Source organism: Streptomyces sp. NPDC045431 (genome assembly GCF_040646655.1).
Taxonomy (GTDB): Bacteria; Actinomycetota; Actinomycetes; order Streptomycetales; family Streptomycetaceae; genus Streptomyces.
Genome location: NZ_JBEZAQ010000015.1, coordinates 45,319 through 71,065, shown reverse-complemented (window position 1 = coordinate 71,065; position 25,747 = coordinate 45,319). Strand labels below are relative to the sequence as shown.

At 70.9% G+C, this 25,747-nt stretch carries 18 protein-coding genes; 10 read left to right on the top strand and 8 right to left on the bottom strand.

Translation table 11 applies throughout. The features are described 5' to 3' along the window. Window positions 1-197 precede the first annotated feature (197 nt). From AB0A69_RS25705 to rhaI, 8 genes are all read right to left on the bottom strand, one after another. Entirely contained in the window at window positions 198-776 is a 579-nt protein-coding gene (locus AB0A69_RS25705; protein WP_361426519.1) for a hypothetical protein, read from the bottom strand. Window positions 777-1,069: 293 nt separating this feature from the next. Beyond that, the gene (locus AB0A69_RS25700) at window positions 1,070-2,551 is read right to left on the bottom strand and encodes a hypothetical protein (protein WP_361426516.1); all 1,482 of its coding nucleotides are present in this window, start codon (window positions 2,549-2,551) and stop codon (window positions 1,070-1,072) included. Window positions 2,552-2,855: 304 nt separating this feature from the next. After that, a complete protein-coding gene (locus AB0A69_RS25695) occupies window positions 2,856-3,494 on the bottom strand; it encodes an LUD domain-containing protein (protein ID WP_361426513.1) in 639 nt (212 codons plus the stop codon). After that, entirely contained in the window at window positions 3,491-4,915 is a 1,425-nt protein-coding gene (locus tag AB0A69_RS25690; protein ID WP_361426510.1) for a LutB/LldF family L-lactate oxidation iron-sulfur protein, read from the bottom strand. The genes AB0A69_RS25695 and AB0A69_RS25690 overlap by 4 nt, the downstream gene beginning before the upstream one ends. Further along, window positions 4,912-5,667, bottom strand: a complete 756-nt coding sequence (locus AB0A69_RS25685; RefSeq protein WP_361426507.1) for a (Fe-S)-binding protein — start codon at window positions 5,665-5,667, stop codon at window positions 4,912-4,914. The genes AB0A69_RS25690 and AB0A69_RS25685 overlap by 4 nt, the downstream gene beginning before the upstream one ends. Then, a complete protein-coding gene (locus tag AB0A69_RS25680; RefSeq protein WP_361426504.1) occupies window positions 5,667-7,196 on the bottom strand; it encodes a rhamnulokinase family protein in 1,530 nt (509 codons plus the stop codon). The genes AB0A69_RS25685 and AB0A69_RS25680 overlap by 1 nt, the downstream gene beginning before the upstream one ends. Before the next feature lie 149 nt (window positions 7,197-7,345). Continuing rightward, a complete protein-coding gene (locus tag AB0A69_RS25675; protein ID WP_361426501.1) occupies window positions 7,346-9,385 on the bottom strand; it encodes a bifunctional aldolase/short-chain dehydrogenase in 2,040 nt (679 codons plus the stop codon). A 108-nt stretch (window positions 9,386-9,493) separates the two neighbouring features. Further along, entirely contained in the window at window positions 9,494-10,663 is a 1,170-nt protein-coding gene (rhaI, locus tag AB0A69_RS25670) for an L-rhamnose isomerase (protein ID WP_361426498.1), read from the bottom strand. Between the two features lie 188 nt (window positions 10,664-10,851). Here rhaI and AB0A69_RS25665 point away from each other — a divergent pair, with 188 nt between their 5' ends. The 10 genes from AB0A69_RS25665 to AB0A69_RS25620 all read left to right on the top strand — a co-directional run bounded on the left by AB0A69_RS25665 (window position 10,852) and on the right by AB0A69_RS25620 (window position 25,731). Continuing rightward, window positions 10,852-11,868, top strand: a complete 1,017-nt coding sequence (locus tag AB0A69_RS25665) for a LacI family DNA-binding transcriptional regulator (RefSeq protein WP_361426495.1) — start codon at window positions 10,852-10,854, stop codon at window positions 11,866-11,868. A 263-nt stretch (window positions 11,869-12,131) separates the two neighbouring features. Further along, window positions 12,132-13,697, top strand: a complete 1,566-nt coding sequence (locus tag AB0A69_RS25660; RefSeq protein WP_361426492.1) for an extracellular solute-binding protein — start codon at window positions 12,132-12,134, stop codon at window positions 13,695-13,697. A 71-nt stretch (window positions 13,698-13,768) separates the two neighbouring features. Next, the gene (locus AB0A69_RS25655) at window positions 13,769-14,668 is read left to right on the top strand and encodes a sugar ABC transporter permease (protein WP_361426489.1); all 900 of its coding nucleotides are present in this window, start codon (window positions 13,769-13,771) and stop codon (window positions 14,666-14,668) included. After that, complete coding sequence (locus AB0A69_RS25650; RefSeq protein WP_361426486.1) at window positions 14,652-15,575, top strand: carbohydrate ABC transporter permease; 924 nt, start codon at window positions 14,652-14,654, stop codon at window positions 15,573-15,575. Before AB0A69_RS25655 ends, AB0A69_RS25650 begins: the two co-directional genes overlap by 17 nt. 99 nt (window positions 15,576-15,674) lie before the next feature. Continuing rightward, window positions 15,675-18,932, top strand: a complete 3,258-nt coding sequence (locus tag AB0A69_RS25645) for a hypothetical protein (RefSeq protein ID WP_361426483.1) — start codon at window positions 15,675-15,677, stop codon at window positions 18,930-18,932. A gap of 49 nt (window positions 18,933-18,981) precedes the next feature. Then, complete coding sequence (locus AB0A69_RS25640) at window positions 18,982-19,665, top strand: SUMF1/EgtB/PvdO family nonheme iron enzyme (RefSeq protein WP_361426480.1); 684 nt, start codon at window positions 18,982-18,984, stop codon at window positions 19,663-19,665. A gap of 11 nt (window positions 19,666-19,676) precedes the next feature. Continuing rightward, complete coding sequence (locus tag AB0A69_RS25635) at window positions 19,677-20,426, top strand: hypothetical protein (RefSeq protein ID WP_361426477.1); 750 nt, start codon at window positions 19,677-19,679, stop codon at window positions 20,424-20,426. Window positions 20,427-20,463: 37 nt separating this feature from the next. Continuing rightward, window positions 20,464-22,617, top strand: coding sequence for a glycoside hydrolase family 36 protein (locus tag AB0A69_RS25630; RefSeq protein ID WP_361426474.1), 2,154 nt, complete (start codon window positions 20,464-20,466; stop codon window positions 22,615-22,617). Then, entirely contained in the window at window positions 22,614-24,788 is a 2,175-nt protein-coding gene (locus tag AB0A69_RS25625; RefSeq protein WP_361426471.1) for a hypothetical protein, read from the top strand. Before AB0A69_RS25630 ends, AB0A69_RS25625 begins: the two co-directional genes overlap by 4 nt. A 76-nt stretch (window positions 24,789-24,864) precedes the next feature. After that, window positions 24,865-25,731 carry an AraC family transcriptional regulator gene (locus AB0A69_RS25620; RefSeq protein WP_361426468.1) on the top strand — a complete coding sequence of 289 codons (867 nt, stop codon included), beginning with the start codon at window positions 24,865-24,867 and terminating at the stop codon, window positions 25,729-25,731. The last annotated feature ends 16 nt before the right edge of the window (window positions 25,732-25,747 follow it).

Below are 25,747 nucleotides of genomic sequence, written 5' to 3'. Positions count from 1 at the left end.
GGTGTTGCTTGGACACCGCTATCCATATCCTGCCAAGAAGGGGATGCTCGACAGCTGCGCGGTCTGCCGCCACGTCGACCGTTCGTTTGGCCGTGTCCACCTACTATCTGTGTGTATCAGCAGCGGCTCATCCAGGGCTGATATGACCACCGTGACCAGCGATGGCGTGCTGCTGACCCCCTTCCCTGCAGGCGCCCTCAGGTACGACGGCCGGCGAGGGCAGACAGGCGCAGCAGGGCGGGGCCGCCCGCCGCGAGGGTCACCACGGCGGGGTCGGGATCGTGCAGCCACCTCAGGAAGGAGGCCGTATGACGCTCGGCCGCACGGTAGGCCTCGGCGGCCCAGTGCAGTGCCACGGCGTCGGCCACGTCGGCGACGGCATCGATGTCCGGGTCCTCCTCCTCGAAGAGAACCCGGAGCACCGCATCCTCGTCCGCCGGGCGTACCCGGTCGGCGTCGGCGAAGGCCCGCGTGGGGTTGAAAGGCAGTTCGTCGTCGCGCAGGTTGCCGATGGCGACGGCATGCAGTACGTGGAGGACGGTGTCCCGGTCGGGAGTCGAGGGAGTGTCGACGAGGGCGACGAGCGGAGCCACCACACGCGCGCTGGCTGGCCACCGGGTGCCCTGGTGGTAGACGCTACTGGTGAGGGCCGACGTGGCCGCACGGCGTACGGCCGGGTCGGAGCTGGACAGAGCCGCCAGATGACCCGGGACGTCCGCGGCCCGGCCGTAGGCGTGGTACAGGCCAGCCCAGTCGGTCGACGGTGGGATGCTCACGGATCAAGAGCCTGACAACTTGTTACCCGGTGGCGCGGGGCCGGCGGTGACATGACGATGGTCGCGCGGGTTGAGTGGATTGTGACGCCCTTCTCCGCCCGCGCGGTCATGCCCCACCCCGCCTTCTGCGGCCTTGACCGTGCACATCTCGGCTATCTGATCGAGGAGTTGGCTGGTCCGTGGACGGCGCGGTGCGAAGCCGCGCTCCGGGAACGACGCGGGCACGAACGTCAGCGGGTGGCCGGTGCCGGACCCGATCACCAACTGGTCTTCGTCGACGGCCAGGCTTGCCCCTATTGCTTCTCGGGGTCTCGCGGTGCCAGGGCCGAGGCTTCGTACGCGAGGCCGGTCGGCACCGCGGCGTCCACCGCCCGGATCACCTTGTCGCACCCGCTGTACTTCTGGGGCGACAGCTCCATCAGGCAGCCGGACGCCCCGAAGAGCGTGCGGTCCTCACCATCCATCTCCACGCCGACGATCTCGTCGAAGCGTATGCGGTGCAGTCGCCCGTCCCCGTCGAGCTCCGCCACGCCGTCGTCGGTCAGCACCAGTCGGGAGCGACGCGCCGCGCCGTACTTCGCGCGCGCCAGCAGTGGCGGCCGGAACACCTCGCCTGCCGGCAGCCCGCCGTCCTCACAGCAGGCCCCTCGAGGCAGTGGCCGTCCGTCCAGGGCAGTCAGCCGGGGCTCGACATCCGGCGCCACGGCCAGCTGCGCGGTGACCAGGGCCTGCGCGAAGCAGGCTCGTACGTCCTCGGGTACTACGGCACGAAGGGCGGCCAGCCGGGCCGCGGCGTCCCGTGACGGCAGTCCGAACAGAAGGGAAGCGGCAGCCAGGTCCAGCTCCGCCTCCACGGCGCGCGGGTGAGCGTAGCTCTCCCGGAAGCCTTCGATCTCCTCCTTGAGCTCGTCCTCGGAGGGCAGCTCCCGGCCCAGGCGCAGTGCCTCCTGCCAGAGCAGCTCCGCTATCTCGGCGTCCTGCCCGGGGCGGGAGTCCAGTGAGAGCAGGGTGTCCAGGGTGTGCCCGTCACGCAGGCTCGACTCGACCTGGACCGCGTAACTCAGGCCCCGGCGGTGCCGTGCGAGCTCGGTGAGCCGGTGCTCGAGGAGCGCGACGCCGAGAGCGGCGGCCGCTGAGCCCAGGGGCATGGTCAGGGCGAGGGCGGCGCCCTCGATCGGCGCCTCGTCCCAGGACGCACCGGTACGTGCGGCCGGGGTCGTGCGTTGCGGCGACCGGCCCTCGGGCAGGGGGAGCCGCAGGTCCCGGGGCGGAGGACCGGTGAGTTGGAGGACGGCGTTGGCGCGGGTGAAGTACGCGGCGGCGTGGGCCTGGACGGCGTCCGCGGAAAGCCGGTCGTAGCCTGGCCCGGTGTAGGGCGCAAGGCCCGGACCCCGGGCCCCGAACCGCTGGTTGAGCAGGAAGGCGGCGGCCGGGGACGTGACCGAGGACGCCTCGGCGGTCAGAATGCCCGCCTCGTGCTGGATCCGGTCCAGCGGCAGGTCGGACAGGGCGGCGCAGACCGCCGCCAGGAAAGCGGTGATCTGTTCCGGACGTCCGGAAGCGGTGAAGCGGGTGGCTTCCAGGTCGACGGAGGCGTTGTGTTCGTGGTGCAGGCGGGGCAGCGTGCTCATCACCAAGTGTTCGATGAGGTGGGTGACACCGATGGTGCGGAAACTCTCATCCCGGGCACCGCACCCGAAGGTGAGCGTCGCGCTGAGGGGAGCCGGGCCCGGGGCCCACAGGACGGTGACACCGTCGACGGTGGTGCGCTGCATGGGCCCGACTCTACCGACAGCCCGCGCCGGGCCCGCGCCCGGCCCGCTCCCGGCCTGCGCCCGGCCCGCTCCCGGCCTGCGCCCGGCCCGCGCCGGGCCCGCGCCCGGCCCGCGTCGCGCCTCCGCAGCCGGATCCGCCGTGCGGGTCCGACTCCCGGGCGGCCCGCTCACGGCGCCACCCCGCCTCGACTCCATCGGACTTCAGCATGCGCTTGAAGCAGTGGCGCGGCATCGCCGCCCGCTACGACAAGAGCGCCCAGTCCTACGAAGCCGCCGTCACCGCTGCTGTTGGAGCAACGACGTCTTAGCGGGTGACGATCACCACATCGAGTCGTCGTGGGCCGTGCACGCCTTCGACGCGGTCGAGTTCGATGTCGCTGGTGGCGGAGGGGCCGGAGATCCAGGTCTGGGGGCGGGTCGGGTCGAGGCGTGGCAGGGCCTGAGGGACGGAGGCGACGACCTGGTCTTCGGCGCGTACGACGCAGACGTGTAGGTCGGGGACGAGCGTGAGGGCGCGGCGGCCCTGGCCGGGGCCGCCGTCCAGGACGATCGTGCCGGTCTCGGCGATGGCGAGGGCGCAGCTGGTGACCACGGCGTCTGTGGTATCCAGCTCGTGTGGCGTGAGCGTGGTGTCCGCGTCGTGGTGCTGCTCGGCCGTCGTCGCGGACAGCCATGCGGCGGGCAACCCGGGGGGCACAGCGACGGTGTGGGCGTCGTGCCGGTCGAGGAGTTCTGCCACCAGAGCGGGGAGCCCGGTCTCCGTGGTGCGATGAACGATCGCGCGGTAGTCGGCCAGGTTCTCGTGGAGGAGGTCCAGGATGGTGTCCGGGGTGTCGGGGGTGTGGGTGGTGAGGTAGCCGCGTGCCGGTTCCGGGGCGAGTGGCGCGTCGGCGCGTGCCCGGCGGATGCGGTCCAGGACGCGTTCGCGGGAGTTCTGCTTCATGTGCGGTTCTTCTTCCACCAGTCACGGAACGGTTCGGCGGGCATCTCGGGCAGGTCGCGGCTCTCCGACCACGGGCCGACGCCCGGCCCGGGCAGCTTCCTCGGGTGCAGCGCGCGCGTCCTCGACGCGACGCGCTCGCCGGCGGCGAGAACGCCGGGGCGGTTGAGGACCCAGCCGGCGGCCTTCATCGCCGCCTTCTCCAGCCGGTGTCCCTTCCCGCCCTCCCCGGCGACCTTCTCGCGGAGGTGGACGAGGACCTCGGGGATGTCGATGGCGACCGGGCACACGTCGTAGCAGGCCCCGCACAGGGAGGAGGCGTACGGAAGGGAGGCGTTGATCTCGCTCTGCGTGCCCCGTAGTTGAGGGGTGAGGATGGCGCCGATCGGGCCGGGGTAGACGGAGCCGTACGCGTGGCCGCCGGTCCGCTCGTACACCGGGCAGACGTTGAGGCAGGCGGAGCAGCGGATGCAGCGCAGGGCCTGGCGGCCGACCTCGTCGGCGAGGGTGTCGGTCCGGCCGTTGTCGAGGAGGACGAGGTGGAAGGCCGTCGGCCCGTCCGCGTCGGTGGTTCCGGTCCACATGCTCGTGTACGGGTTCATCCGCTCGGCCGTCGAGGAGCGGGGGAGCGTCTGGAGGAAGACCTCCAGGTCCCGCCAGGCGGGGACGACCTTCTCGATGCCGACGACGGAGATGAGGGTCTCGGGGAGGGTGAGGCACATGCGGCCGTTGCCCTCGGACTCGACGACGACGAGGGTGCCTGTCTCGGCGACCATGAAGTTCGCCCCGGAGATCCCGACCTTCGCGCGCAGGAACTTCTCCCGCAGGTGCAGCCGGGCCGCCTCCGCCAGTTCGGCCGGGCTGTCGGTGAGGCCGTCGGGTGCCTCCCGGCCCCACGTGCCCATCTCCGTACGGAAGATGTCGCGGATCTCGCCGCGGTTGCGGTGGATCGCGGGGACGAGGATGTGGGAGGGCCGGTCGTCGCCGAGCTGGACGATCAGCTCGGCGAGGTCGGTCTCGTAGGCCCGGATCCCTTCGGCCTCCAGCGCCTCGTTGAGGCTGATCTCCTGCGTGGCCATCGACTTGACCTTGACGACCTCCCTTTCGCCGGTCGCCTTGACGAGGTCCGCGACGATCCGGTTGGCCTCGGCCGCGTCCGCCGCCCAGTGCACGGTGCCGCCGGCCGCGGTGACTGCTTCCTCCAGCTGGAGCAGGTAGTGGTCGAGTCTGCTGAGGGTGAGGTCCTTGATCTGCTTGCCGGCCTCGCGGAGCCCGGCCCAGTCCGCGAGTTCGGACACCGCCATGGCTCGCTTGTCGCGGATGGTGCGGGTGGCGTGGCGCAGGTTGGCGCGCAGGGTGTCGTTGCGTACGGCGTCGTGCGCGGCCTTGGGGAAGGCCGGCATGCCGATGAAGGTCCCGCTCATGCCAGTGGCTCCTCTTCCGTGCTCGCGAGGATCTCGGCGATGTGCAGGGCGCGTTGCGGGGCGTCCTGGCGGCGCAGCATGCCGTCGAGGTGCATCAGGCAGGAGTTGTCGGCGCCGCACAGGACCGCGGCGCCGGTGGACAGGGAGTTGCGGATCTTGTCGGCGCCCATGGCCGCCGACACGTCCGGGTTCTTCACCGCGAAGGTGCCGCCGAAGCCGCAGCACTCCTCCGCCCCGGGCAGCTCCACCAGCCTCAGGCCCTTCACCGCCTGAAGGAGGCGGCGCGGGCGTTCCCCCAGGCCGAGCAGGCGCAGGCCGTGGCAGGAGGGGTGGTAGGTCACCTTGTGGGGGAAGTACGCCCCCACGTCCGTCACGCCGAGGACGTCGACGAGGAACTCCGTCAGTTCGTACGTCTTCGGGACGAGGGAGTCGGCGGCCTTGGCCAGCGTGTCGCCGCGGCCTTCGGCGCGGGCCCTCCGGGCGATCCTCGGGTAGGCGTCGCGGACCATGGCGACGCAGGAGCCGGACGGGGTGACCACGTGGTCGTAGCCCTCGAAGGTGCGGGCCATGCGGTGGACCAGGGGTTCGGTCTCGAGGCGGTAGCCGGTGTTGTACGGGGGCTGGCCGCAGCAGGTCTGGGCGGCGGGGAAGTCCACGGTGACGCCGAGGCGTTCGAGGAGTCTGACGGTGGCGACGGCCGTGGAGGGGTGGATCGCGTCGTTGACGCAGGTGACGAAGAGGGCGACGCGCATCAGGGGTTCCTCGGGGCGAGGCCGAGTCGGGCGGCGGCCGCGTTCCATGCGGCGGGGTCACCCTGGGGGGCGTAGTGCCGCAGGTGCTGTGTGGAGGCGATCAGGCGGCGCATGTCGGCGAGGTCGCCGACCAGGCCTGCGGCGCGGGCCTGGACGAGGATGTTGCCCAGTGCGGTGGCTTCGGTGGGGCCGGCGATGACCGGCAGGCCGGTGGCGTCGGCGGTGAGCCGGCAGAGGAGGTCGTTGCGGGATCCGCCGCCGACGAGGTGGATGCGGGTGATGTCGCGGTCGGCGAGCTCGGCGGCCTGGCGCAGGGTGCGGCGGTGGGCGAGCGCCAGGCTTTCCAGGATGCAGCGGACGACTGTGCCCTGGCTGCCGGGGACGCGTTGCCCGGTGCGGGCGCAGTGGTCCCGGATGCGGGCCGGCATGTCGCCGGGGGCGAGGAACTCCGGGGCGTCCGGGTCGACGAGGGAAGCGAAGGGTTCGGCCCGGGCCGCGTCGGCGAGGAGCGTGGGGATGTGGGTGGGCAGGTTCTCCCTCTCCCAGGTGCGCCGGCACTCTTCGAGCAGCCACATGCCCATGGTGTTGCGCAGGTAGCGCACGGTGCCGTCGATGCCGCGTTCGTTGGTGAAGTTCGCCGCCCGGGAGGCCTCGGTGAGGACCGGGGTGTCGAGTTCGAGGCCGGCGAGCGACCAGGTGCCGCACGAGATGTAGGCGAAGCCGGGTTCGGTCGCGGGCACGGCGACGACCGCGGAGGCGGTGTCGTGCGAGGCGACCGTCGTCACCGGCGTCCGGGGATCGAGCCCGGTGTACGTGGCGACGTGGGGCAGCAGGGTGCCGGCCGGGTCGCCGGGCGCGCGCAACGGCGGGAAGAGGCCGGGATCGAGAGAGAGCCGGTTCATGAGGTCCTTGGACCAGGCGCCGGTGCGGGCGTCGAAGAGGCCGGTGGTGGAGGCGTTGGTCTCCTCGGCTCCGATGGACCCGGTCAGCCAGTGGGTCAGCAGGTCCGGGATGAGCAGCAGCGTGCGGGCGGCCCGTCGCTGGGCGGTTCCTTCGGTGGAGGCGAGCTGGAATACCGTGTTGAACGGGAGGTGCTGGAGGCCGGTGATGCCGTACAGCTCCTCGGGCCCGACCTTGGCCCAGACACGGGCGGCGGCGCCGTCGGTCCGGTCGTCGCGGTAGTGGAACGGGTGACCCAGCAGGGCTCCGTCCGCGTCGAGGAGGCCGTAGTCCACGGCCCAGGTGTCGACGCCGAGGGAAGCGACGCCGCCGGAGCGGGCGGCCTCGCGCAGCCCGTCGAGGACGCCCTGGAACAGGGCGAGGGTGTCCCAGCGCAGCCCGTCCGGCAGGCGCACGGGTGTGTTGGGGAAGCGGTGGACCTCGGTGAGGTCGAGGTCGTCCGGACCTACCCGGCCGACGATCACCCGTCCGCTGGTGGCGCCGAGATCGACCGCGGCGAAGGCGGACGCGAAGGCGGACGGCGGGGGAGTGGTGGTCACGTGGATACCTCTCCGGTGCGGGCGGCTCATCGAGGAGCAAAGGGGGAACAAGGGGCGGACCGGCGGCGCCCGGCGGGCACCGTGTGGGGGCCGGTTCCCGTACGGCGGTGCGCCGCCGGTCCGCGGAGGCACCTGGGGCGAGTGCGTCGGCAACCCGCCCCAGGGCGATCGAAGGGGCCTCAGCGAAGGAAGGCCGCGGCGACGCCGGCGTCGACGGGGACGAGCAGGCCGGTGGTGTGGGTGAGGTCGCCGCCGGTGAGGGCGAAGACCGCGTTCGCGACGTGCTCGGGCAGGACCTCGCGCTTGAGGAGGGTGCGCTGAGCGTAGAACTCGCCGAGCTTCTCCTCCTCGATGCCATAGGTGGCGGCGCGCTGGGCGCCCCAGCCTGCGGCGAAGATGCCGGAGCCGCGTACGACCCCGTCGGGGTTGACGCCGTTCACCCGGATGCCGTGCTCCCCGAGTTCGGCGGAGAGGAGCCGCACCTGGTGGGCCTGGTCGGCCTTGGTGGCGGAGTAGGCGATGTTGTTCGGGCCGGCGAAGACGGCGTTCTTGGAGACGATGTAGACGATGTCGCCGCCGAGGCCCTGCTCGATCATGACGCTCGCGGCCTCGCGGGAGACCAGGAAGGAGCCCCGGGCCATGATGTCGTGCTGGAGGTCCCAGTCCTGCGCGGTCGTCTCCAGCAGGGGTTTGGATATCGAGATGCCGGCGTTGTTGACGACCAGGTCGACACCGCCGAAGGCGAGGACGGCCTCGCGGAACACGGCGCTGATCTGCTCCTCGGACGTGACGTCCACGGTGGCGGCCACGGCCTTGTCCGGGCCGCCCAGCTCCTCGGCCACGGCGGCGGCGTTCTCGCCGTTGAGGTCGGCGACCACGACACAGGCGCCCTCGGCGACCAGCCGGTGCGCGATCGCCTTGCCGATGCCCGAGCCCGCACCCGTCACCAGAGCGACCCGGGTGGCGAGGGGCTTCGGCTTCGGCATGCGCCGCAGCTTGGCCTCCTCCAGCTCCCAGTACTCGATCCGGAACTTCTCCGCCTCCTCGATCGGCGCGTACGCCGACACCGCCTCGGCACCGCGCATGACGTTGATCGCGTTGACGTAGAACTCGCCCGCCACGCGTGCGGTCTGCTTGTCCTTGCCGAACGAGAACATGCCGACGCCGGGAACGAGGACGATCGCCGGGTCGGAGCCGCGCATCGCGGGCGCGTCGGGGCCGGCGTGCCGCTCGTAGTAGGAGGCGTACTCCTCCCGGTACTCCGCGTGCAGCTCCCTCAGCCGGGCCACGGCCTCGTCCGGCGGAGCCGTGGGAGGCAGGTCCAGGACCAGCGGGCGCACCTTCGTCCGCAGGAAGTGGTCGGGGCAGGACGTGCCCAGGGCCGCCAGGCGCGGGTGCTGGTCGTGGGCGAGGAAGTCGAGGACGACCTCCGAGTCGGTGAAGTGCCCCACCTGCGGGTGGTCCTGGGAGGCCAGACCGCGGATGACGGGTGCGAGCAAGGCGGCCCGCTCCCGGCGCTTCTCCTCGTCCAGCGCCGCGTAGCCTTCCAGAGGGGAGCCGAACGGCTGCTTCCCGCCCCGTTCGGTGAGAAAGGCCTCGGCCGTGCGGACCATCCACAGGGCATTCGTCTCGCACTCCTCGGAGGTGGTGCCCCAGGCGGTGATCCCGTGCCCGCCGAGGACGACGCCGACGGCCTCCGGGTGGGCCTCCTTGATCGCCGCGATGTCCAGGCCGAGCTGGAAGCCGGGCCGGCGCCACGGCACCCACGCCACCTTTCCGCCGTAGCACTCCGCCGTCAGCTTCTCGCCGTCGGCGGCGCAGGCGAGGGCGATGCCGGAGTCGGGGTGCAGGTGGTCGACATGCCGGGCGTCCACCAGGCCGTGCATGGCGGTGTCGATCGACGGGGCGGTGCCGCCCTTGCCGTGCAGGCAGTAGTCGAAGGCACCGACCATCTCGTCCTCACGCTCGGCACCGGGGTACACGTCCTTCAGCGCCCGCAGCCGGTCGAGGCGCAGCACGGCCAGGCCGGCCTCGGTGAGCGTGCCGAGGTCGCCGCCGGACCCCTTCACCCACATCAGCTCCGTGTCGGAGCCGGTGACGGGATCGGTGCCCCTGCCCTTGGCGGAGACGTTGCCGCCGGCGTAGTTGGTGTTGCGGGGGTCAGAGCCCAGCCGGTGCGCGCGGCCGAGGAGCCCGGCGACTTCGGGGTGGGTGGCCATGTGCGATCGGTCCTTCGGAGTCGACGTGCGCGGGAAGGGGGAAGGAGGGCGCCCCGGAGGGGCGGGCGTCCTACGGTCCTGCGGACTGAGCCCTGGGAAGCCGGGCGGTCAGGCTCCCCAGCCGGCCTGCTCGCCGCCGACACGATCGGTGGCGATCCGCTCCTGCCACCCGGAAGCGGCGTACGCGGCGACGGGGTCCGGTGCGAGCCCCTGTTCCTCGCGGACTTCGCGCAGCAACGGGCGCACGTCGGTGTCGTACGCGTCCATCAGCACCGCGTTCGCGGCGAGGACGTCACCGTCGCGCTGGGCGGTGGCGAGCGCGTCGACGTCGACGAGGAGGGCCTTGGCGGTGGCCTCCTGGACGTTCATCACGGAGCGGATGACGGCCGGGATCTTCGCCTCGATGTTGTGGCACTGGTCGAGCATGAAGGCGACGTTCGCGGCCGGGGCGAGGCCGCCGTTCTTCGCGACCTCGTGCATGATCCGGAACAGCTGGAAGGGATCGGACGAGCCGGCCATCAGGTCGTCGTCGGCGTAGAAGCGGGAGTTGAAGTCGAAGCCGCCGAGCTTCCCCTCGCGCAGGAGGAAGGCCACGATGAACTCGATGTTGGTGCCCGGCGCGTGGTGGCCGGTGTCCACGACGACCTGGGCCTTGGGCCCGAGCTTGAGACAGTGGGCGTAGGACGTTCCCCAGTCCGGGACGTCGGTGGTGTAGAAGGCCGGCTCGAAGAGCTTGTATTCCAGGAGCAGGCGCTGTTCGTCACCGAGCCGCTCGTACACCTCGGCAAGAGCAGCGGCGAGACGGTCCTGGCGCGTCACGACGTCGTCCTGGCCGGGGTAGTTGGTTCCGTCGGCGAACCACAGTTTCAGGTCCGACGAGCCGGTCGCGTCCATGATGTCGACGCACTCCAGCAGGTGGTCGATGGCCTTGCGGCGCACCTTCGCGTCCGGGTGGCAGACGCTGCCGAGCCGGTAGTCGTCGTCCTGGAAGGTGTTGGAGTTGATCGCCCCCAGCTCCAGGCCGCGCTCCTTCGCATACGCGGCCAGCTCGGCGTAGTCGTCGACACGGTCCCAGGGGATGTGGAGGGAGACCTTCGGGGCGATGCCGGTGAACTCGTGCACCTTCGCGGCGTCGTCGAGCTTCTCCCACGGCGTCCTGGGGACACCGGGCTGGGCGAACACCCTGAAGCGGGTGCCCGAGTTCCCGTAGCCCCAGGAGGGTGTCTCGATGGTCTGGGCCTTGAGCACGGCCTTCACGGCGTCCCGCACGACAGTCATTCGGCAACCTCGCAACCAGGGCCGCGCTGTACCGCGTCGGCGCGTGAATCGTTTCATCGATACCGAAGCATGTACGTGCGGAGCGGTCAAGGGCCCGAGTGAAACATGATGAAAGGATTCACCCCGGAGGGTGTGGAGGCGGCCTAGGATGGTGAGCGCACGGATCCGAGGCGAAAGGGCGGTCGGCAGTGGTGGGCATCAAGGACGTGGCGCGCCAGGCGGGCGTCTCCGTGGGGACGGTCTCCAACGTCCTGAACAGGCCCGAGCGTGTCTCCAGTGAGGTCCGAGCCCGTGTCCACGCAGCGATCGACCTGCTGGGGTACGTCCGCAGTGAGTCGGCGCGGCAACTGCGTGCCGGCCGGAGCCGCATGCTCGGGCTGCTGGTCATGGACACCAGGAACCCCTTCTTCGCCGTCCTCGCCCAGGGCACCGAGCGGGTGGCCGTCGAAGCGGGCCTCGGTGTGATGGTGTGCAACAGTGCCGAGAGCGCTTCGGCCGAGCAGGCCTACCTGTCGTTCTTCGTCGAGCAGCGTCTGCGCGGTGTCGTGTTCGCACCGGTCGCGTCCGACGGTGAACCATGGGAGGCGCTGCGCCGCGCGAAGATCCCGTTCGTCATCGCCGACCGGGCGGTCGACGCGCAGACGGCCTGTTCCGTCGCCGCCGACGACGTCCTGGGAGGCAAGCTCGCGGGCCGGCACCTGCTCGCCGCCGGCCATCGGCGTATCGCCTACGTGCGCGGCCCCGGTCATCTGCAGCAGGTCCGGGATCGGCGCGAGGGCCTTGTCCGCGCGGTGGAGGAGTCGGGGCTCGGCGCCGACGCGATCGTCGACATCCCCGTCGAGAAGCTGGACGTCGGCGCCGGCCGGGACGCCGGGGCCCGGCTCATCGGCCTGTCGCCCCGACCGACGGCCGTCTTCTGCGCGAACGACCTTCTGGCCCTGGGCGTCATGCAGACGGCCTTCGATGCGGGCGTACGCGTCCCGGACGACCTTGCCGTCGTCGGCTACGACGACATCGAGTTCGCGGGGGCGAGCCTCATCCCGTTGACCTCGGTACGCCATCCGGCCGCGGAGATCGGCCGTCTCGCGGCACGACTCCTGCTGGAGGAGCTCGAGCCGTCGGACCCGGAGCGCGACCATCGGCACACCGGCATCGTGCTCCAGCCGGAGCTCGTCGTGCGCAGGTCGAGCATGCCGCGGCCCTGACCTGAGTCCGCCCCCCGTGGTCCCGCCGCGCAGCGTCGAGAACTGCCGCCGGCGCGGGCGGGCGTGCGCTGGGCGAGCCGGGTGAGTACACACATCGCGTCGTCCCGCTCCTCGCTGGGGAGGAGACACCGGCCTCGTGGTCCTCATGCGGCCCGCCACCTGCGCCGCAACAGAGTTCTGTGTGAATCCCGTCACAGTATTGACAGTGGCTGGATCGCGGACCTAGGTTCACGCCCAGCCAATTGAAACGATCCAGAGCGTCTTTGGGCACCACTCCCAGACTGCACAGTCGCGGGGCTAAGAAGGGTGTACGCATGCTCAGATGGGGTTTGAGCGAACGATCACGCAGCGGATTCCCACGGTCGCGGGGTTCGGCCGCGGTGAGCCTGACCGCGACCACCGCAGCTCTGGCGTTGAGCCTGACCGCCTGCGGTTCCGGCGCGGACGATTCGTCGTCCGGGGACACCGTGACCATCACCCTGGAGGGCCCGAACCAGTGGAGCGAGAGTGGTTCGTCGTTCGGGAAGCCGTGGGAGGAGCTCGTCGCATCCTTCCAGAAGGCGGAGCCGAACATCAAGGTCAAGACCGTCGTGCTGCCGCTGAACAGCTTCGCGCAGACGATCTCCACGCACCTTGCCGCCGGTACCGCACCGGAGTTGGTGTTCAGTCAGGTACCTCACAAGCCGCACATGGTGCACGCCCTCGACGAGTACCTCGCGAAACCCAACCCCTACATCACGTCCGGACCGGGTAGCGAGAAGTGGGCCGACGCCTTCCGCAAGCGTTACTACGGGCTTGAGAATCCGGCGCTCCGGAACGCTGAGGGCAAGCTTGAGTTCGTGCCCTTCAACCTGGCCGGGACCGGGCTGTTCTACAACAAGGAGGCGTTCGGCAAGGCCGGACTGACGGGGCCGTTCAAAACCTTCGAGGACTTCATCGACGGGTGCGCCAAGCTGAAGGGGGCCGGCTACACACCGCTCGCGATGGACCGGTCCGACCTGGGCCCCGACTGGACGATGACCGCGATCAGCGGGATGTTGCTCGACAAGCACGTCGACCGGCTCAACGTCTACTCGGCGGACGGCAAGCCCGGAAAGGCGACCTCGGCGACGGGCGAACCCGTCGTCACCAACAAGTCGCTCGCCAAGGCCGTGCTCTCCGGCGATCTGACGCCGAAGACGCCCGAGGCCGCCGAGTCGCTCAAGCTCCTCAAGAAGGTGTGGGACTCCTGCGTCGACAAGCAGTGGTCGGGCAACACCGAGGGGCTCAACGGTGCCGTGGTCGGACTGCGTGACTTCGCGGCCGGCAAGGCCGGCATGGCGTGGGGGGTCAACTTCGGTATCACCTCCTTGCAGGATGTGAAGTTCGACTTCGCCAGCATGCCGTTCCCACAGATCACCAAGGAGTCCACGCCGCTCGCCCATGGCGCTCCGGCGAGGTTCGGGGCCGGTGTCGGCGGCACCAACTACATGATTCCGTCGACCGTCAAGGGCAAGAAGCTCGAAGCGGCCGTGAAGTTCCTGCAGTTCGTCAGTTCGCCGGAGAACGTGCAGCCCTGGCTGAAGGCCACCGGTGGCATCCCCGCGGTCGAGGGCGCTTCCGGCGCCGACGAGACGAAGATGTTCGCCGAGGGCAGCTGGGGAGACCCGGTCCCCCTGGCCATGCCCATCGGGCCGCCGGGTGTGACCAGGCTCAGCCTCGTCGAGGGATGGCTGCTGGGCACGAAGTCACTGCCGGAGCAGCAGCGTTACCTCCAGGACCTGTGGATCAAGGGGCAACGCCAGGCCGTCAAGGACGGCAAGTGGGGGAACGAGCCTTGGGCGAAGTGAAGACCGGCGGAAACAGCGGGCGGGCGATCCGGCCGGTACAGGACGAGGCGCGACGCCCGGAAGGAGGAGTGATGACGAGGGGCGGGAAGAGCGTTCCCTGGTTCGCCTATCTGGCCCTCGTACCACTCTTCGCGACGCTGGCCGTGTTCGCCTACTACCCGGCGGCGAGTGGAATCTGGCACTCGTTCTACGAATGGCGGCCGGGCTTCGACTCGCCCTTCGTCGGACTGGACAACTACAGGGCCATGCTGGACGACGACCTGTGGTGGCGGTCGTTCCGCAATCTCGGTGTCATCTTCGTCTTCGGCATCACCGTGGCGTGGGCCATTCCGCTGCTCGCGGCCGAGCTCATCATCAGCCTGAAGAGCAAGCGCGCGCAGTTCTTCTTCCGCACCGCCCTGATCGCGCCCATGGCGTTTCCCGGAGTCGTCACGGTCCTGCTCTGGGCGGCGATGTACGAACCCAACAACGGCGTCGTCAACCGCCTCCTGCGAGCCGTCGGACTTGACGCTCTGGCACAGAACTGGGTGGGCGATCCGCAGTTCGCGCTGCTGTCGCTGCTGTTCATCGGTTTCCCCTTCGTCGCCGGACTTCCGTTCCTGGTGTTCCTCACCACCCTGCAGAACGTCCCGGCCGAGGTGTTCGAGGCGGCCGCCCTCGACGGCTGCGGCCGGCTGCGGCGGTTCTTCGCGATCGACCTTCCGCTGATGGCGAGCCAGCTCAAACTGCTGGTGTTCCTGGCGACGATCAACGTCCTGCAATACGGCTTCGCGGCGTACCTGCTCACCGGAGGCGGGCCCGACAACGCGACCGAGGTACCGGTGCTGCGCATGCTCGGAGTGGCGTTCCAGGGCAGCGAGTGGGGCTATGCCGCCGCGCTGTCCACCACGCTGTTCGCCATGACGATCCTGCTGAGCATCGTCATCGTGTTCGTCAGAAGAGAGGACCGGGCCGATGTCCGTCGACTCTGAGGTCCAGCTCCGCCTGCACAGCGCCCCGGACCGGAGCGAACCGGGGCGAACCACGGTGGGGCCGGCCACGTCGCGCGGACGCCGGCGAGGCGACCAGCTCGCGATCAAGGGCGTGCTCAGTGTCATCGCGTTCGTCGGGCTCTTCCCGTTCCTCTTCATGCTCATGACGTCGCTGAAGACCAACCAGCAGTACTACGAGTCGTGGTGGCTGCCCAGCCTGCCGTTCCACTTCGACAACTACGCCAGGGCCTGGGAGCAGATCCAGCCGTACCTGGTCACCTCGGTGGTCGTGGCGATCGCCTCCAGTGTCGGAGCGCTCGCGCTGTGCATGGTGGCGGCGTTCGTCTTCGCCCGTTACGAGTTCTTCGGAAGGAACGTGCTCTTCGGGCTGGTCGCGGTACTGCTCATGGTGCCGGGCATCTCCAGCCTGATCCCGATGTTCGTGCTCATGCGCGACATGGGGCTGCTCAACACACGCATCGTGCTCGTCGTCCCGCACCTCGTAGGCGGCGCGGTGCTGGGAACTCTGCTGATGAAGACGTTTGTCGAGCAGCTGCCGCAGGAGCTCTTCGACGCCGCGCGCGTGGACGGCGCCGGCGGACTGCGGATGTTCGTCTCCATCATGGTTCCGTTGTCGCTTCCTGTCGTCGGAACCGTCGCGCTGGTGACCGTGATCGGCGTGTGGAACGACTTCTTCTGGCCCCTGCTCACCGTCACGGAGAACGATCTGCGCACCGTGTCGGCGGGTCTGCAGTTCTTCCAGACTCAGCACGCGACGGAATACGGCCCGCTGTTCGCGGGATACGCCATCGCGAGCATCCCGCTGCTGCTGCTCTTCGTGTTCCTGTCCAAGCATTTCCTCGCCGGAATGCAGGGCGGCCTTGCGGGCGGCGGCACCGGAAAGTAGAACCCCGGCCTCGGCTGATCTGCGCGGGCCGAACGGCCACCCCCGCCGGCCCCGCGGCCGGGACGGCTCCAGCCAGTCTGAAAACGAAGGGACCGCACCATGGGAACCAACGGCATCGGACGAAGACGATTCCTGCAGTTCGGCGCTGTCGGCACGGTCGCCGTGCTCGGCAGCGGCTTCTTCCGGGTCACACCGGCCGGTGCCGCGGAGCGCGCGGACACCGGGCCCTGGGAGTTCGATTCGGCTCGGGGCTTGTTCATCCAGCCGATCACCACCACCGGCACAGCCGTGGGGTGGGAATTCAACAAGGACGGCGACGCCGAAGGATGGACGGCGGCGAAAGGCCTGGCGCCGTTCGTCGTGCGCGGTGGCACACTCAGCACCAGCGTCACCGGCTTCGACCCCTACATGACCGCACCGCCGTTGAACCTCAACGGCATCCGCGACCGCATCCTCCGGTTCCGGATGCGGGCGACCGCCGGTGAGAGCGTCTCGGTCTACTTCGCCACCGACAAGTCCCCGACGCTCGGCGTGGACAAGCTGATCGAGATACCGATCAAGGCCGACGGCACGTTCCACGAATACACGGTGGATCTCGCGGCGAAGAACGCGCGGTGGCAGCAGGGAACGGTGCAGGTGTTCCGCCTGGACCGGGAGCCGCCGGGCGCCGACGGCGCCCAGATCGAGTTCGACTACATCCGTATCGAACGGCTCGGGGCCAGAATCGCGGTCGCGCCACTGATCGTACGGCCGGGCTCGGTACGCCCCGGTGAAGAGGTCACCCTGGCGGTCCAGCTGTCCAACGTCGGCGGCGAACCGTCCACGGCCTTCCCCGCGACGATCACGCTGCCGAGCGGGGTGAACCTCGTCACCGGTGGCGCGACCCAGCAGGCTCCCGTCATCGCACCCGACGGCACGGCCCAACTGCTGTGGACGGCGCGCCCGACGGTCGACGTACCCGGTGTGGCCACGTTCGCCATGGAGGTACCCGGCAGCCGCCAGCAGTTCGGCGCGATCCTGCCCATCGTCCCGGTGCCGCCCCCGTCCGCCCACTGGTGGCCCAGCGGTGTACACGTCTTCCAGGACCAGGCAGGGCATGTGCACCTGCAGAACAAGAACGTCCGCGCGATCGTCGTTCGCGGCTCCGGCGGCTATACGCAGCTCCTCCTCGACGTCCGGACGGGCCAGGAGTGGAAGCGGATGGCGACGTCGCAGCCGCTCAGCTACCTCGTCGGTCCGGCTGCCGACGGCGTCCGCCTGATGCCGATCGTCCCGGACACCGCTCAACTGGCCGCCGATCACGTCGTCCTGACGGGGCAGGTGACGGACGCCGACGGCGTGCGATGGTCCTCGCACCTGCGGCTCGCCGTCAGGCCCGTGTCCGACGACGCCGGCTCAGCCGCACGCGCCGTCCAGGCCACGTACTCGATCACGCCCGATCGGCAGGCGAGACTGCTCGCCTTCGGCGGCCCCTCGCTCACCGCCGGCGAGGGCAGCTTCGGCAAGCCCAAACACATGGGGCTCTTCCCCGGGCTGGAATGGCTCGTCGCGGGGGAGAGATCGTCGAGCACCCTCGATGTCTGGCCACCGGACCACCTCCGTATCGCACCGCATCCGCTGAGGATCACGGTCCCGGTGATGGCGATCTCCGGCGGCGGGTCGACCGTGTCGGTCGCCTGGGACACGAACCAGCGGTGGGACGGCCAGAACCGGTACCCCAGCGCACGGTTCGCCTCACCGAACTGGCTCGCCGGGCAGGCCAACCATCTGCTCTCGCTGTTCGTCCCGGCTGTCCCCAACCCGGTCCCGGAGAACGCGCCATGGGCCACGGCGCCCCATTCCGCCGCAGCCGGCCGGCCGCTCTCCGTCACGGCCGACTTCATCGTCAACCCCTCCGACGACGTGCTCACCGCCGTCGAGGACTGGTACTCACTGCACGGCGTCCCCGAGCCCGCCACGATGCCCTTCAGCTGGGAGGACGAGCTCGCGCTCGTCCGGCACGCCTACCTCACGTCCTTCTGGGATCCGGAGGTCAAGGGGTGGGCGGCGTGGTCCGGTCAAAAGGCATTCCCCTACGTGCCGTACGGGGTGAACCTGCATATCGCCGGACTGCTGACCACGAACGCCGACGAGCGCACGGCCGTGTTCCACCGGGTGCACGAATTCGTCGTCAACCTCCTCACCACCAAAGGCCGCACCGCGCTCGGCAACACGGACGGCACGTACAGCGGCTGGTTCCACGCGCCGTTCTACCTCGGCAACCTCGAAGGCGCCATCACCGAGTTCGAGAAGAACAGGGACGCCAGAATCCGCACGCAACTGCCGTCCGGCGGCTGGGCCTTCAACCCCAAGGAAGCGGAAGACGAGATCCTGGGTGAACGCGGAACCGAGATCATGGGCGTCTCGACCGTCCACGCCCAGGGCCTCCTGCGCTATGCCCGGCTCACCGGAGACACCGTTGCCCATCAGGCGGGTATGCGGGCTCTCCAGTTCATCGAGCAGTTCAACGTGCCACGCGCCGTGGGCGTCTGGGAAATGCCCCTCCACACGCCGACGCTGCTCGGCTCCGCGTACGGCATCGGTGCCTACACCGAGGCGTACCGGCTCACCGGCGAGACCCGGTACCTGAACCGGGCCGTCTACTGGGCGCGGACCGGACTGCCGTTCCTGTACACGTGGTCGGCGCCCGACCGGCCGTACATGCCGTACGCGTCCATCTCCGACTACGGCGCGACGATGTTCACCATCCCGTGGTTCGGCCGGCCGGTGCAGTGGGTGGGCCTGGTGTACGCCTACTTCCTGCTCAGTCTCCTTGACGCCTCGGCCGACCCGAGCTGCACCAAGCCGTTCCACCTGCCGGCCGACATCGGCGGGTTCCCGTGGCGCCGGATAGCCGAGGCCATCGTGATCAGCGCGCTGCACCAGCAGCGGACCACCGAGCCGTACAAGGGCGGCTACCCGGACAGTTGGCTCCTGGTCCCGAACACGCCGGTGAAGGACTTCGACCTCAACCCCGACGACATCCTCAAACCCATGGTCATGCTTCTCGGCCACCCCGTCGACGTGCAGACCGCGCTGATCCACCCCAACACCCGGATCTCCACCGCCGCCGACGTGCTCGGTGCCGAGCGCACCTCATCGAGGCTGACCGCCAGGCTGGGATTCTTCCCGGGGCAGGTGTCACAGCTGCTCATCACCGGGATACCCGCCCCGCGTTCGGTCCAGGTCGACGGTCGCGGACTCGGCCCGGTCACCGACCTCGACGCCGCGCCGGAAGGGTTCAAGCATGTCGCGAACGGCACCACGTTCATCAAGATGCGCCACGCCCAGCAGTCGACGCTGACCATCGACTACTAGAGCGGGCGAAGGACCGAACCCTGTGGGTCACCGTACGAGAAGGAGCACCGTGCCGAGCAGCAAGCTGGAGCTGGATCTGGTCCCCATCCCGCCGGGAACCGCGCAGACCGGGACGCCGAGCACGCAGGTCGAGGCCCTGGCCGAGCGTTTCGGAGTACACCCGTCCTGGTTCGACGGCGAACTGCCCGGCGCCCGGGTCGAGCTGCCCGCGTACGCCATCGGCCGCACGCCCGTCACCAACGGGCAGTGGGCGCTCTTCGTCGCCGACGGCGGTGGCGAGGCACCCGACTGGTGGCGAGGCCCCACCCCGCCGGATGACCTGGCCGACCACCCCGTCACGCACGTCAACCTGCACGACGCCCAGGCCTTCGCCACCTGGGCCGGTGTGCGCCTGCCGTCGGCGGCGGAATGGGAGCGCGCCGCACGGGCCGACGAACACCGCGTCTTCCCGTGGGGCGACGAGATGGAGCCGTCGCACGCCCACTACGACGCCGAGGGGACCGCCCCGGTGGGATCGCTGCCGGCAGGAGCCAGCCCGTTCGGCGTCCTGGACCTGTCCGGCAACGTCGCCGAGTGGACCGCCGACCAGCCCGACGCCGCGACCGCGATCGTCAAGGGCGGCAGCTGGGTCACGACGGTGCCGGCCAACCTGCGGGTGGCCGCGGTCGGGCAGTCGGGCTGGGCGCTGAACCGCACGGACTACATCGGCTTCCGCGTCGCGCGAAGCCGCTGAGGAGTGAAACGATGAAGTTCGAGCCCGTCGCAGGGACCATGAGCGCCTGGCTGAGCGAGGTGCCCGCCTTTCCCGGTGCCCGCTTCTCGCTCGCTTTTCCGGAGGCCATCGGCGATGCGGCATCCGCCGTCTGGTACACGACGCTGGTGCCGCGGTGGGAGCGGCAGGAGGCCCGTATATGGCGGGCCACCGGACGCCGACCCGGTGAGCTGGCCTACGAGATGACGGTCGACCTGTCCTCGGACGACGCCGTCGTGGTGTCGTACACCGTGGAGAACGAGAGCGACCGCCACTGGGAGAACGCACTGGCCTTCAACTGCCTGTCCTGCGGCGGTGCCCGGGACGTCAGGGACCACGACTGCGAACGGCACTTCACCGGCATCGCCGGCGAACCCGTGCCCCTGCTCTCCGTCCCGCGCCGGCACAGCACCCGACCCACCGTGCAGTTCTACTCGACGGCCGGCGCGCCCCCCGCGACGGACCTGCCGTTCGTCTCCGCCTTCCACGCCACGCCCGATGTCGTCCTCGACCCGTGGCTGGCGGTGTGCAGCCGCGACGGCAGCCGGACCGTCGCCACCGTCGGCCGTCCGGCGGCGTTCCTGTTCCACAACAGGGAGTACTCCTGCATCCACGCGGCCAGCGGCTTCGGGGCCATCGCGCCGGGAGGGTCCGCCACCGCGGGCAACGACATGTTCTTCCTCGACGCGCCGCCGGCCGACGCGCTGACCCGCATGCGCTCCTCGAGGGAGGTGGGGGTATGAGGCTCCCGGTGACGGGCCGCGGCGCCAGCCTGGGGCGGTGTCCGTGACGTGCCCCGAGCTCGACGTCGACGGGTCGCTCCTGCTGCTCAGTACCGCCGGCGTGGTGCACGCGGTCGACATCGCCGGTACGGCGCGGCAGGTCGCGTTCGGCCCGGGCCACCGGCTCGGCGCCGAGGAACTCAAGCAGCTGCGCGGCGGCCGGCTCGGCGCCGAGGCCGAGCTGCAGCTGGCCGGGGACGACCGCCCGCTCCCTCAGCACGGCACCCGGTGGACGGGCTGCGGCAGCACGGAGAGCACCACGGTCCACAGCCACCGGGCCGAACGGCTGGGGGACGGTGGCCTGCACGTGGTGCTCAGCTCGTCGGGCGACCAGGGGCTGGAGATGGACCTGCACTTCCTGGCGAGGCCGGGTTCCTCCTGCCTGACCCGCTGGACGAGCGTCCGCGCGACCGAGGTGCCGCTGACCGTCGACCACGTCAGCAGCGGCATGCTGCGCGGCCTGGCGACGCACGGCGACTTCGACGCCCTGTGGTTGCACACCTACGACGGTGGCTGGTGCTGGGAGGGGACCCTGCGGTCGCGGCCGGTGACGGACATCGCGCTGTACCCGGAATCCTGTATCAACGCCTGGTCGGTGGAGACGACCGGTTCCTGGCCGTCGAAGCACCTGCTGCCGTTCTACGTGCTCGAGGACCGCGCGGCGGGCATCTCGTACGGCGTGCAGGTCGACGCCTCCGCCGGCTGGCGCATGGAGGTCGGCGCCGACTCCGGCACCGTCTACACGCAGGCCGGCGGCCCCAACTACGCCGGTGGCCACTGGCGCCACGTGCTGGGCAGGGGCGAGCGGTTGGAGACGGTGCCGGTCGTGGTCGGTGCCGTGGAAGGTGACCGCGCGGAGGTGGTCGACGCCTTCCACCGGCACCGCCGGCTGCACCAGGCACCGCGCGAACCGCGTCGCGGCGTCGTCTACAACGAGTACCACGCGACGATGAACACGCTCGACGCCTCCACCGTCGCGGCCCAGACGGCCGCGCTGACCGGCACGGGCGTCGAGACCTTCGTCCTGGACGCCGGGTGGTACGCACCGCAGACGCCCGAGGGGGAGATCGCCACCTGGTGGACCCTGGCGGGGGACTGGACGCACGACGAGAGCCGCTTCCCCGCGGGCATGAAAGCCCTGGCGGAAGACCTGAGCGACGCCGGGCTCGTACCGGGCATCTGGCTCGAACCCGAGGTCGCCGGGGTCGCCTCGCGCCTCGTGGCCGAGCACCCGGACTGGCTGCTGCAGCGCGACGGCCGGCCCCTGCTCGACGCGGGCCGGGCGTTCCTCGACCTGCGGCAGCCACAGGTCCGCGACCACCTGGCAGGCGTGCTGGACGGGCTCGTCGACCACGGCTACGCGTACTTCAAGTTCGACTACAACACCGAGGTCGTCCCGGGACCGGATGCGACACCGCACGGACCGGGGCAGGGTGCGCTGGAGCTCGCCGCGGGCTGGCAGGCGGTGCTCGACGGGCTGCGCGCCCGGCATCCGCACGTCGTCCTGGAGAACTGCGCGAGCGGCGGCGGGCGTACGAGCTACGGCCTGCTGTCGCGCACACACCTCGGCAGCGTCAGCGATCACGGCCACTGGAACGGCGGCTGGCGCAGCTTCCCCAACGTGTTGCGTGCGGTGCTGGACGTACTGCACCCGTCGCAGGCCGTCAGCTGGGCCGTGCTCGAGCCGGGCCTGAGCCTCGCCGAGACGCGCTACCGACTGGTCACAGGGCTGCTCGGGCGCATGACCCTGAGTGGGCCCGTGGACCGCCTCGACGAGGACCGACGGGCGCTGATGGTCGAGGCGGTGGCCTTCGCGAACGCCTCGGCAGACCTGCTCGCGAACGCGTCGGTGCGCCGGCACGGCCCCGAGCAGCCGCCGCACCGCACCGAGGCGCTGACGGCTCTGGAGGTCTTCTCCCCGGCCGGCTGCCTGCTCGGGGTGTGGCGGCAGAACACCGAGGACGACCGGCTGCGGGTGCGCCCGCACGGGCTGCGCGAAGGACAGCGCTACCACGTCCAGACCTTCCCGGCGGGAGCGGCACCGCGGGAACTGACGGGCGGCAGGGAGCTCACGCTCCACCTTCCCGACCGGTTCGACGCCGTCGCCGTCGCCGTACGACCTGTCGACACGGACTGCCGGGAGGCGACATGACGCACCTGTGGACCGACGGCGCGCCTGAGATCGACGCGCACGTGGGCATCCGCGCGGTGGTCGACCTGCCGGAGCGGCGCCGTCTCGTCGTGCGCTTCTCCGCCTCGTGGTGGGCGGTGCTGCACGTCGACGGCGAGCCCGTCGCCGAAGGACCGCCACGCGCCCCCGCCGACCACCCGGAGCACGTGGAGACGGCGCTCGACCTCGCTCCCGGTCCGCACGTGCTGGCGTTCCACGTCGTGCACCCGGGCGTGCCGACCGAACAGGCGGCGGTCGTGGCGCCGCACCTGTGGGTCGAGGTCGAGGGACACCCCGACCTCGACTGGCGGGCGGCGCCGCTGCGGGCGTACCGGCCGGGGGTCCGCCGCCTCAACGGCAACCTCGGTTTCGTCGAGTGGTGCGACACGCGCGAGCTGCCGGCGTGGACAGGCCCCGGCACCGCCGCCGACACCTGGGCGCCCGCCGTACCGGTGCCCGGCCTGCCGGCCCCCGCTCCCGACATGGGCCCACCGGTGTCCCTCACGCCCCTCACCGCCGTACGCGTGGCGCAGGGGGAGTTCGTCGAGCGCCTGCTGCTTCCCGAGGACGACCCGGCCGCCACGGTGTTCGCCCGGCAGTTGGCGCCGGACGGACAGGGGCCCGCGCAGGGCGTGTGGGCGCGCTTCGACCTCGGCCGCGTCCGCCTCGGGCGCCCGAGCGTCGAGATCAGCGCGCCCCCGGGCGCCACCGTCGATCTGCTCTACAGCGAGGACCTCGTCGACGGCCGGGTCACGCCCTGGATCTCGATGAGCAACGGCCTGTCGGCGAACCTCGACCATTACGTCGCCGCCGACGGGCGGCAGCGGCTGGGCCCGGTGACCCCCCGCGCCGGGCGCTGGGTCGAGGTGCACGTGCTGGCCGAGGGCTCGCCGGTCCACATCGGGGAGCTGCGCTTCGACGAGCGCAGCAGCGCCCCCGCCGACCCGGTCGGCAGTCTGGCGACCGGCTCTCCCCGGCTCGATCGCATCTGGCAGGTCGGCGTCGACACGCTGCGGGCCTGCTCCGAGGACGCCCTGGTCGACTGCCCGGTCCGCGAGCGCGGCCAGTGGCTGGGCGATGCCGTGGTCGGCATGGAGATCGCCGCCGTCTCACACGGGGACCTGCGGATCGTGGAGCGCACGCTGCGGATGGCGGCCGGCTGCGCCGACGACGACGGGTTCGTGGCCGGTCAGGGGCCCGGCGCCGTCCGGCACCTCGCGTCGTATTCCGCGCTGTGGCCGGGGGCGGTGCTGCGGCATGCCGCGCTCACCGGCAGCCGCAAGCTGCTCGGCGAGCTGGCACCGGCCGCGGCACGCAACGCCGCGGCGTTCTGCGCCCGCCTCGGTCCCCAGGGGATCGAGGGGCCTCTGCCGTGGCCGTTCGTGGACTGGGGCGCCGCCGACGACGGCCTGTCGATCTCACTGCTGGCCCTCGACGGACTGGACGCCTCGGCCCGCTGGCTGCGCGAGGTGGGACACAGCGCCACCGCGGCCGTCGACGAGGCCGCCGCGGCGCTGCGCGAGACGCTGACCCGTCGCACGTCCGCCGAACCGCTCGGCTACCACGCGGCGTCCCTGGCGCTCCGCGCCGGAGTCCTGCCGCCGAGCGCCGAGCCGGCCGCCGTGCAGCTGGTGCTCGACCACCTCGACTCCTGCTTCCCCCTCGACGCCACCGGACCACGGCTGTCCAGCCACCTCGCCACGGGCGAGCGCTTCGTGACGCCGTACTTCCTGCACTTCTCGCTCATCGAGCTGGCCCGCCGTGGCCGGGCGCACGAGGTGCTCGAACGGATCGAGGGGCTCTACGGCTGGCTGCTCGACCAGGGAGCCACGACATGGTGGGAGAACTTCGACCCCCGGTGGAGCCGGTGCCACCAGTGGTCCGGAACCCCGACGTGGCTGCTGTCGCGGATGCTGCTCGGACTCTGGGTGGATCCCGACGGCGGGCTGCGCCTCGAGCTGCTCGCCGGCGAGTGCGGGGCGTCCGGTCGACTGCCGCTTCCCGGCGGGGGAGTGGTGGAGGTGTCGTGGCGGCGGGACGACAAGGCGATACGCTGGTCGGCTCGTCCCACCGGACACGTGGAGCTGCGCCAGGGCGATCTCGTGCACACGCTGGAGCCCGGCGCGCAGCTGAACCTCGTCCTGCCGATGTGATCCTCCGTCGCACACCTCCGCGGCGCCGTGCGCCTGGGCGATGACGCCGGACGCACGGTTGCCGGACAATCCGCTCATGGTCGGTGGGACGCCGTTCCCGGTCGTGAGCCAGGCGAACATGTATCAGTTCCAGCCCGGCGGGCGGCTGCGGCACGCGCGGGTGGAGTCACGCATGGTCCTCCTGTGCCGGAGAGGAGGCGGCCAGGTCTGGGTCAACGGACAGCGCCATGTGATGAGGGCCGGCGTGCTCCTCATCCTGCCGTGGGGGCGGTCGATCCGTTATGCCGCCGACGTGCTGGACCCGTTCCTGCTCGCCGGCGCGCACCTCGTACCCGAGCACGACCCCGGGCACCGGGTGGTGGCCGAAGTGCCGCACGACCGCGACCACCCGCTCACGGGCTGCGGGTGGCGGCGCGACGGTACGGTCCTTCCCGGCGGCTCGGTCGTGGTCTCCTCCGCCGAGGAACGCCCGCGGCTGGTGGACGTCTCCTTGTACGCGGTCGAGGTGTTCCGGCGGGGCGTGCCGGACGAGGGGCTGATGCGGGCGCTCGGGACGCTGCTCCTCCACGAGCTGTCGGAGTCGCTCGGAGCGGCCGGGCCCTGGTACGGGGCGCTCGTCCCCGACGATCTGCGGCGCGTGCTGCAGTACGTCGACCAGGAGCTGCACCACCGGCTCACGATCGGCGAGCTGGCCGGCGTGGCGGGCTGTGGCGTCGCGACACTCACGCGCCGCTTCCGCCGGCACCTCGACACCTCGCCGATGGGCTGGGTCGCCGCACGGCGGATCGCCCGGGCACAGGAGCTGCTGCGCACGACCGGCCTCACGGTCGGCCAGGTCGCCCGGCGGTGCGGCGTGGCCGACCCGTACTACTTCTCCCGCCTGTTCAGGCAGCACGTCGGCCAGTCACCACGGGAGTGGCGAAGCGCCCAGCACGTCCTGTGACCGCGAAGGGCGGATG

Bases quoted from the DNA above. Each gene is read 5' to 3' on its own strand.
- AB0A69_RS25700 (WP_361426516.1), bottom strand. From the start codon at position 2,551: ATGCAGCGCACCACCGTCGACGGTGTCACCGTCCTGTGGGCCCCGGGC.
- AB0A69_RS25695 (WP_361426513.1), bottom strand. From the start codon at position 3,494: ATGAAGCAGAACTCCCGCGAACGCGTCCTGGACCGCATCCGCCGGGCA.
- AB0A69_RS25690 (WP_361426510.1), bottom strand. From the start codon at position 4,915: ATGAGCGGGACCTTCATCGGCATGCCGGCCTTCCCCAAGGCCGCGCAC.
- AB0A69_RS25685 (WP_361426507.1), bottom strand. From the start codon at position 5,667: ATGCGCGTCGCCCTCTTCGTCACCTGCGTCAACGACGCGATCCACCCC.
- AB0A69_RS25680 (WP_361426504.1), bottom strand. From the start codon at position 7,196: ATGAGCCGCCCGCACCGGAGAGGTATCCACGTGACCACCACTCCCCCG.
- AB0A69_RS25675 (WP_361426501.1), bottom strand. From the start codon at position 9,385: ATGGCCACCCACCCCGAAGTCGCCGGGCTCCTCGGCCGCGCGCACCGG.
- rhaI (WP_361426498.1), bottom strand. From the start codon at position 10,663: ATGACTGTCGTGCGGGACGCCGTGAAGGCCGTGCTCAAGGCCCAGACC.
- AB0A69_RS25655 (WP_361426489.1), top strand. From the start codon at position 13,769: ATGACGAGGGGCGGGAAGAGCGTTCCCTGGTTCGCCTATCTGGCCCTC.
- AB0A69_RS25650 (WP_361426486.1), top strand. From the start codon at position 14,652: ATGTCCGTCGACTCTGAGGTCCAGCTCCGCCTGCACAGCGCCCCGGAC.
- AB0A69_RS25645 (WP_361426483.1), top strand. From the start codon at position 15,675: ATGGGAACCAACGGCATCGGACGAAGACGATTCCTGCAGTTCGGCGCT.
- AB0A69_RS25635 (WP_361426477.1), top strand. From the start codon at position 19,677: ATGAAGTTCGAGCCCGTCGCAGGGACCATGAGCGCCTGGCTGAGCGAG.
- AB0A69_RS25625 (WP_361426471.1), top strand. From the start codon at position 22,614: ATGACGCACCTGTGGACCGACGGCGCGCCTGAGATCGACGCGCACGTG.
- AB0A69_RS25620 (WP_361426468.1), top strand. From the start codon at position 24,865: ATGGTCGGTGGGACGCCGTTCCCGGTCGTGAGCCAGGCGAACATGTAT.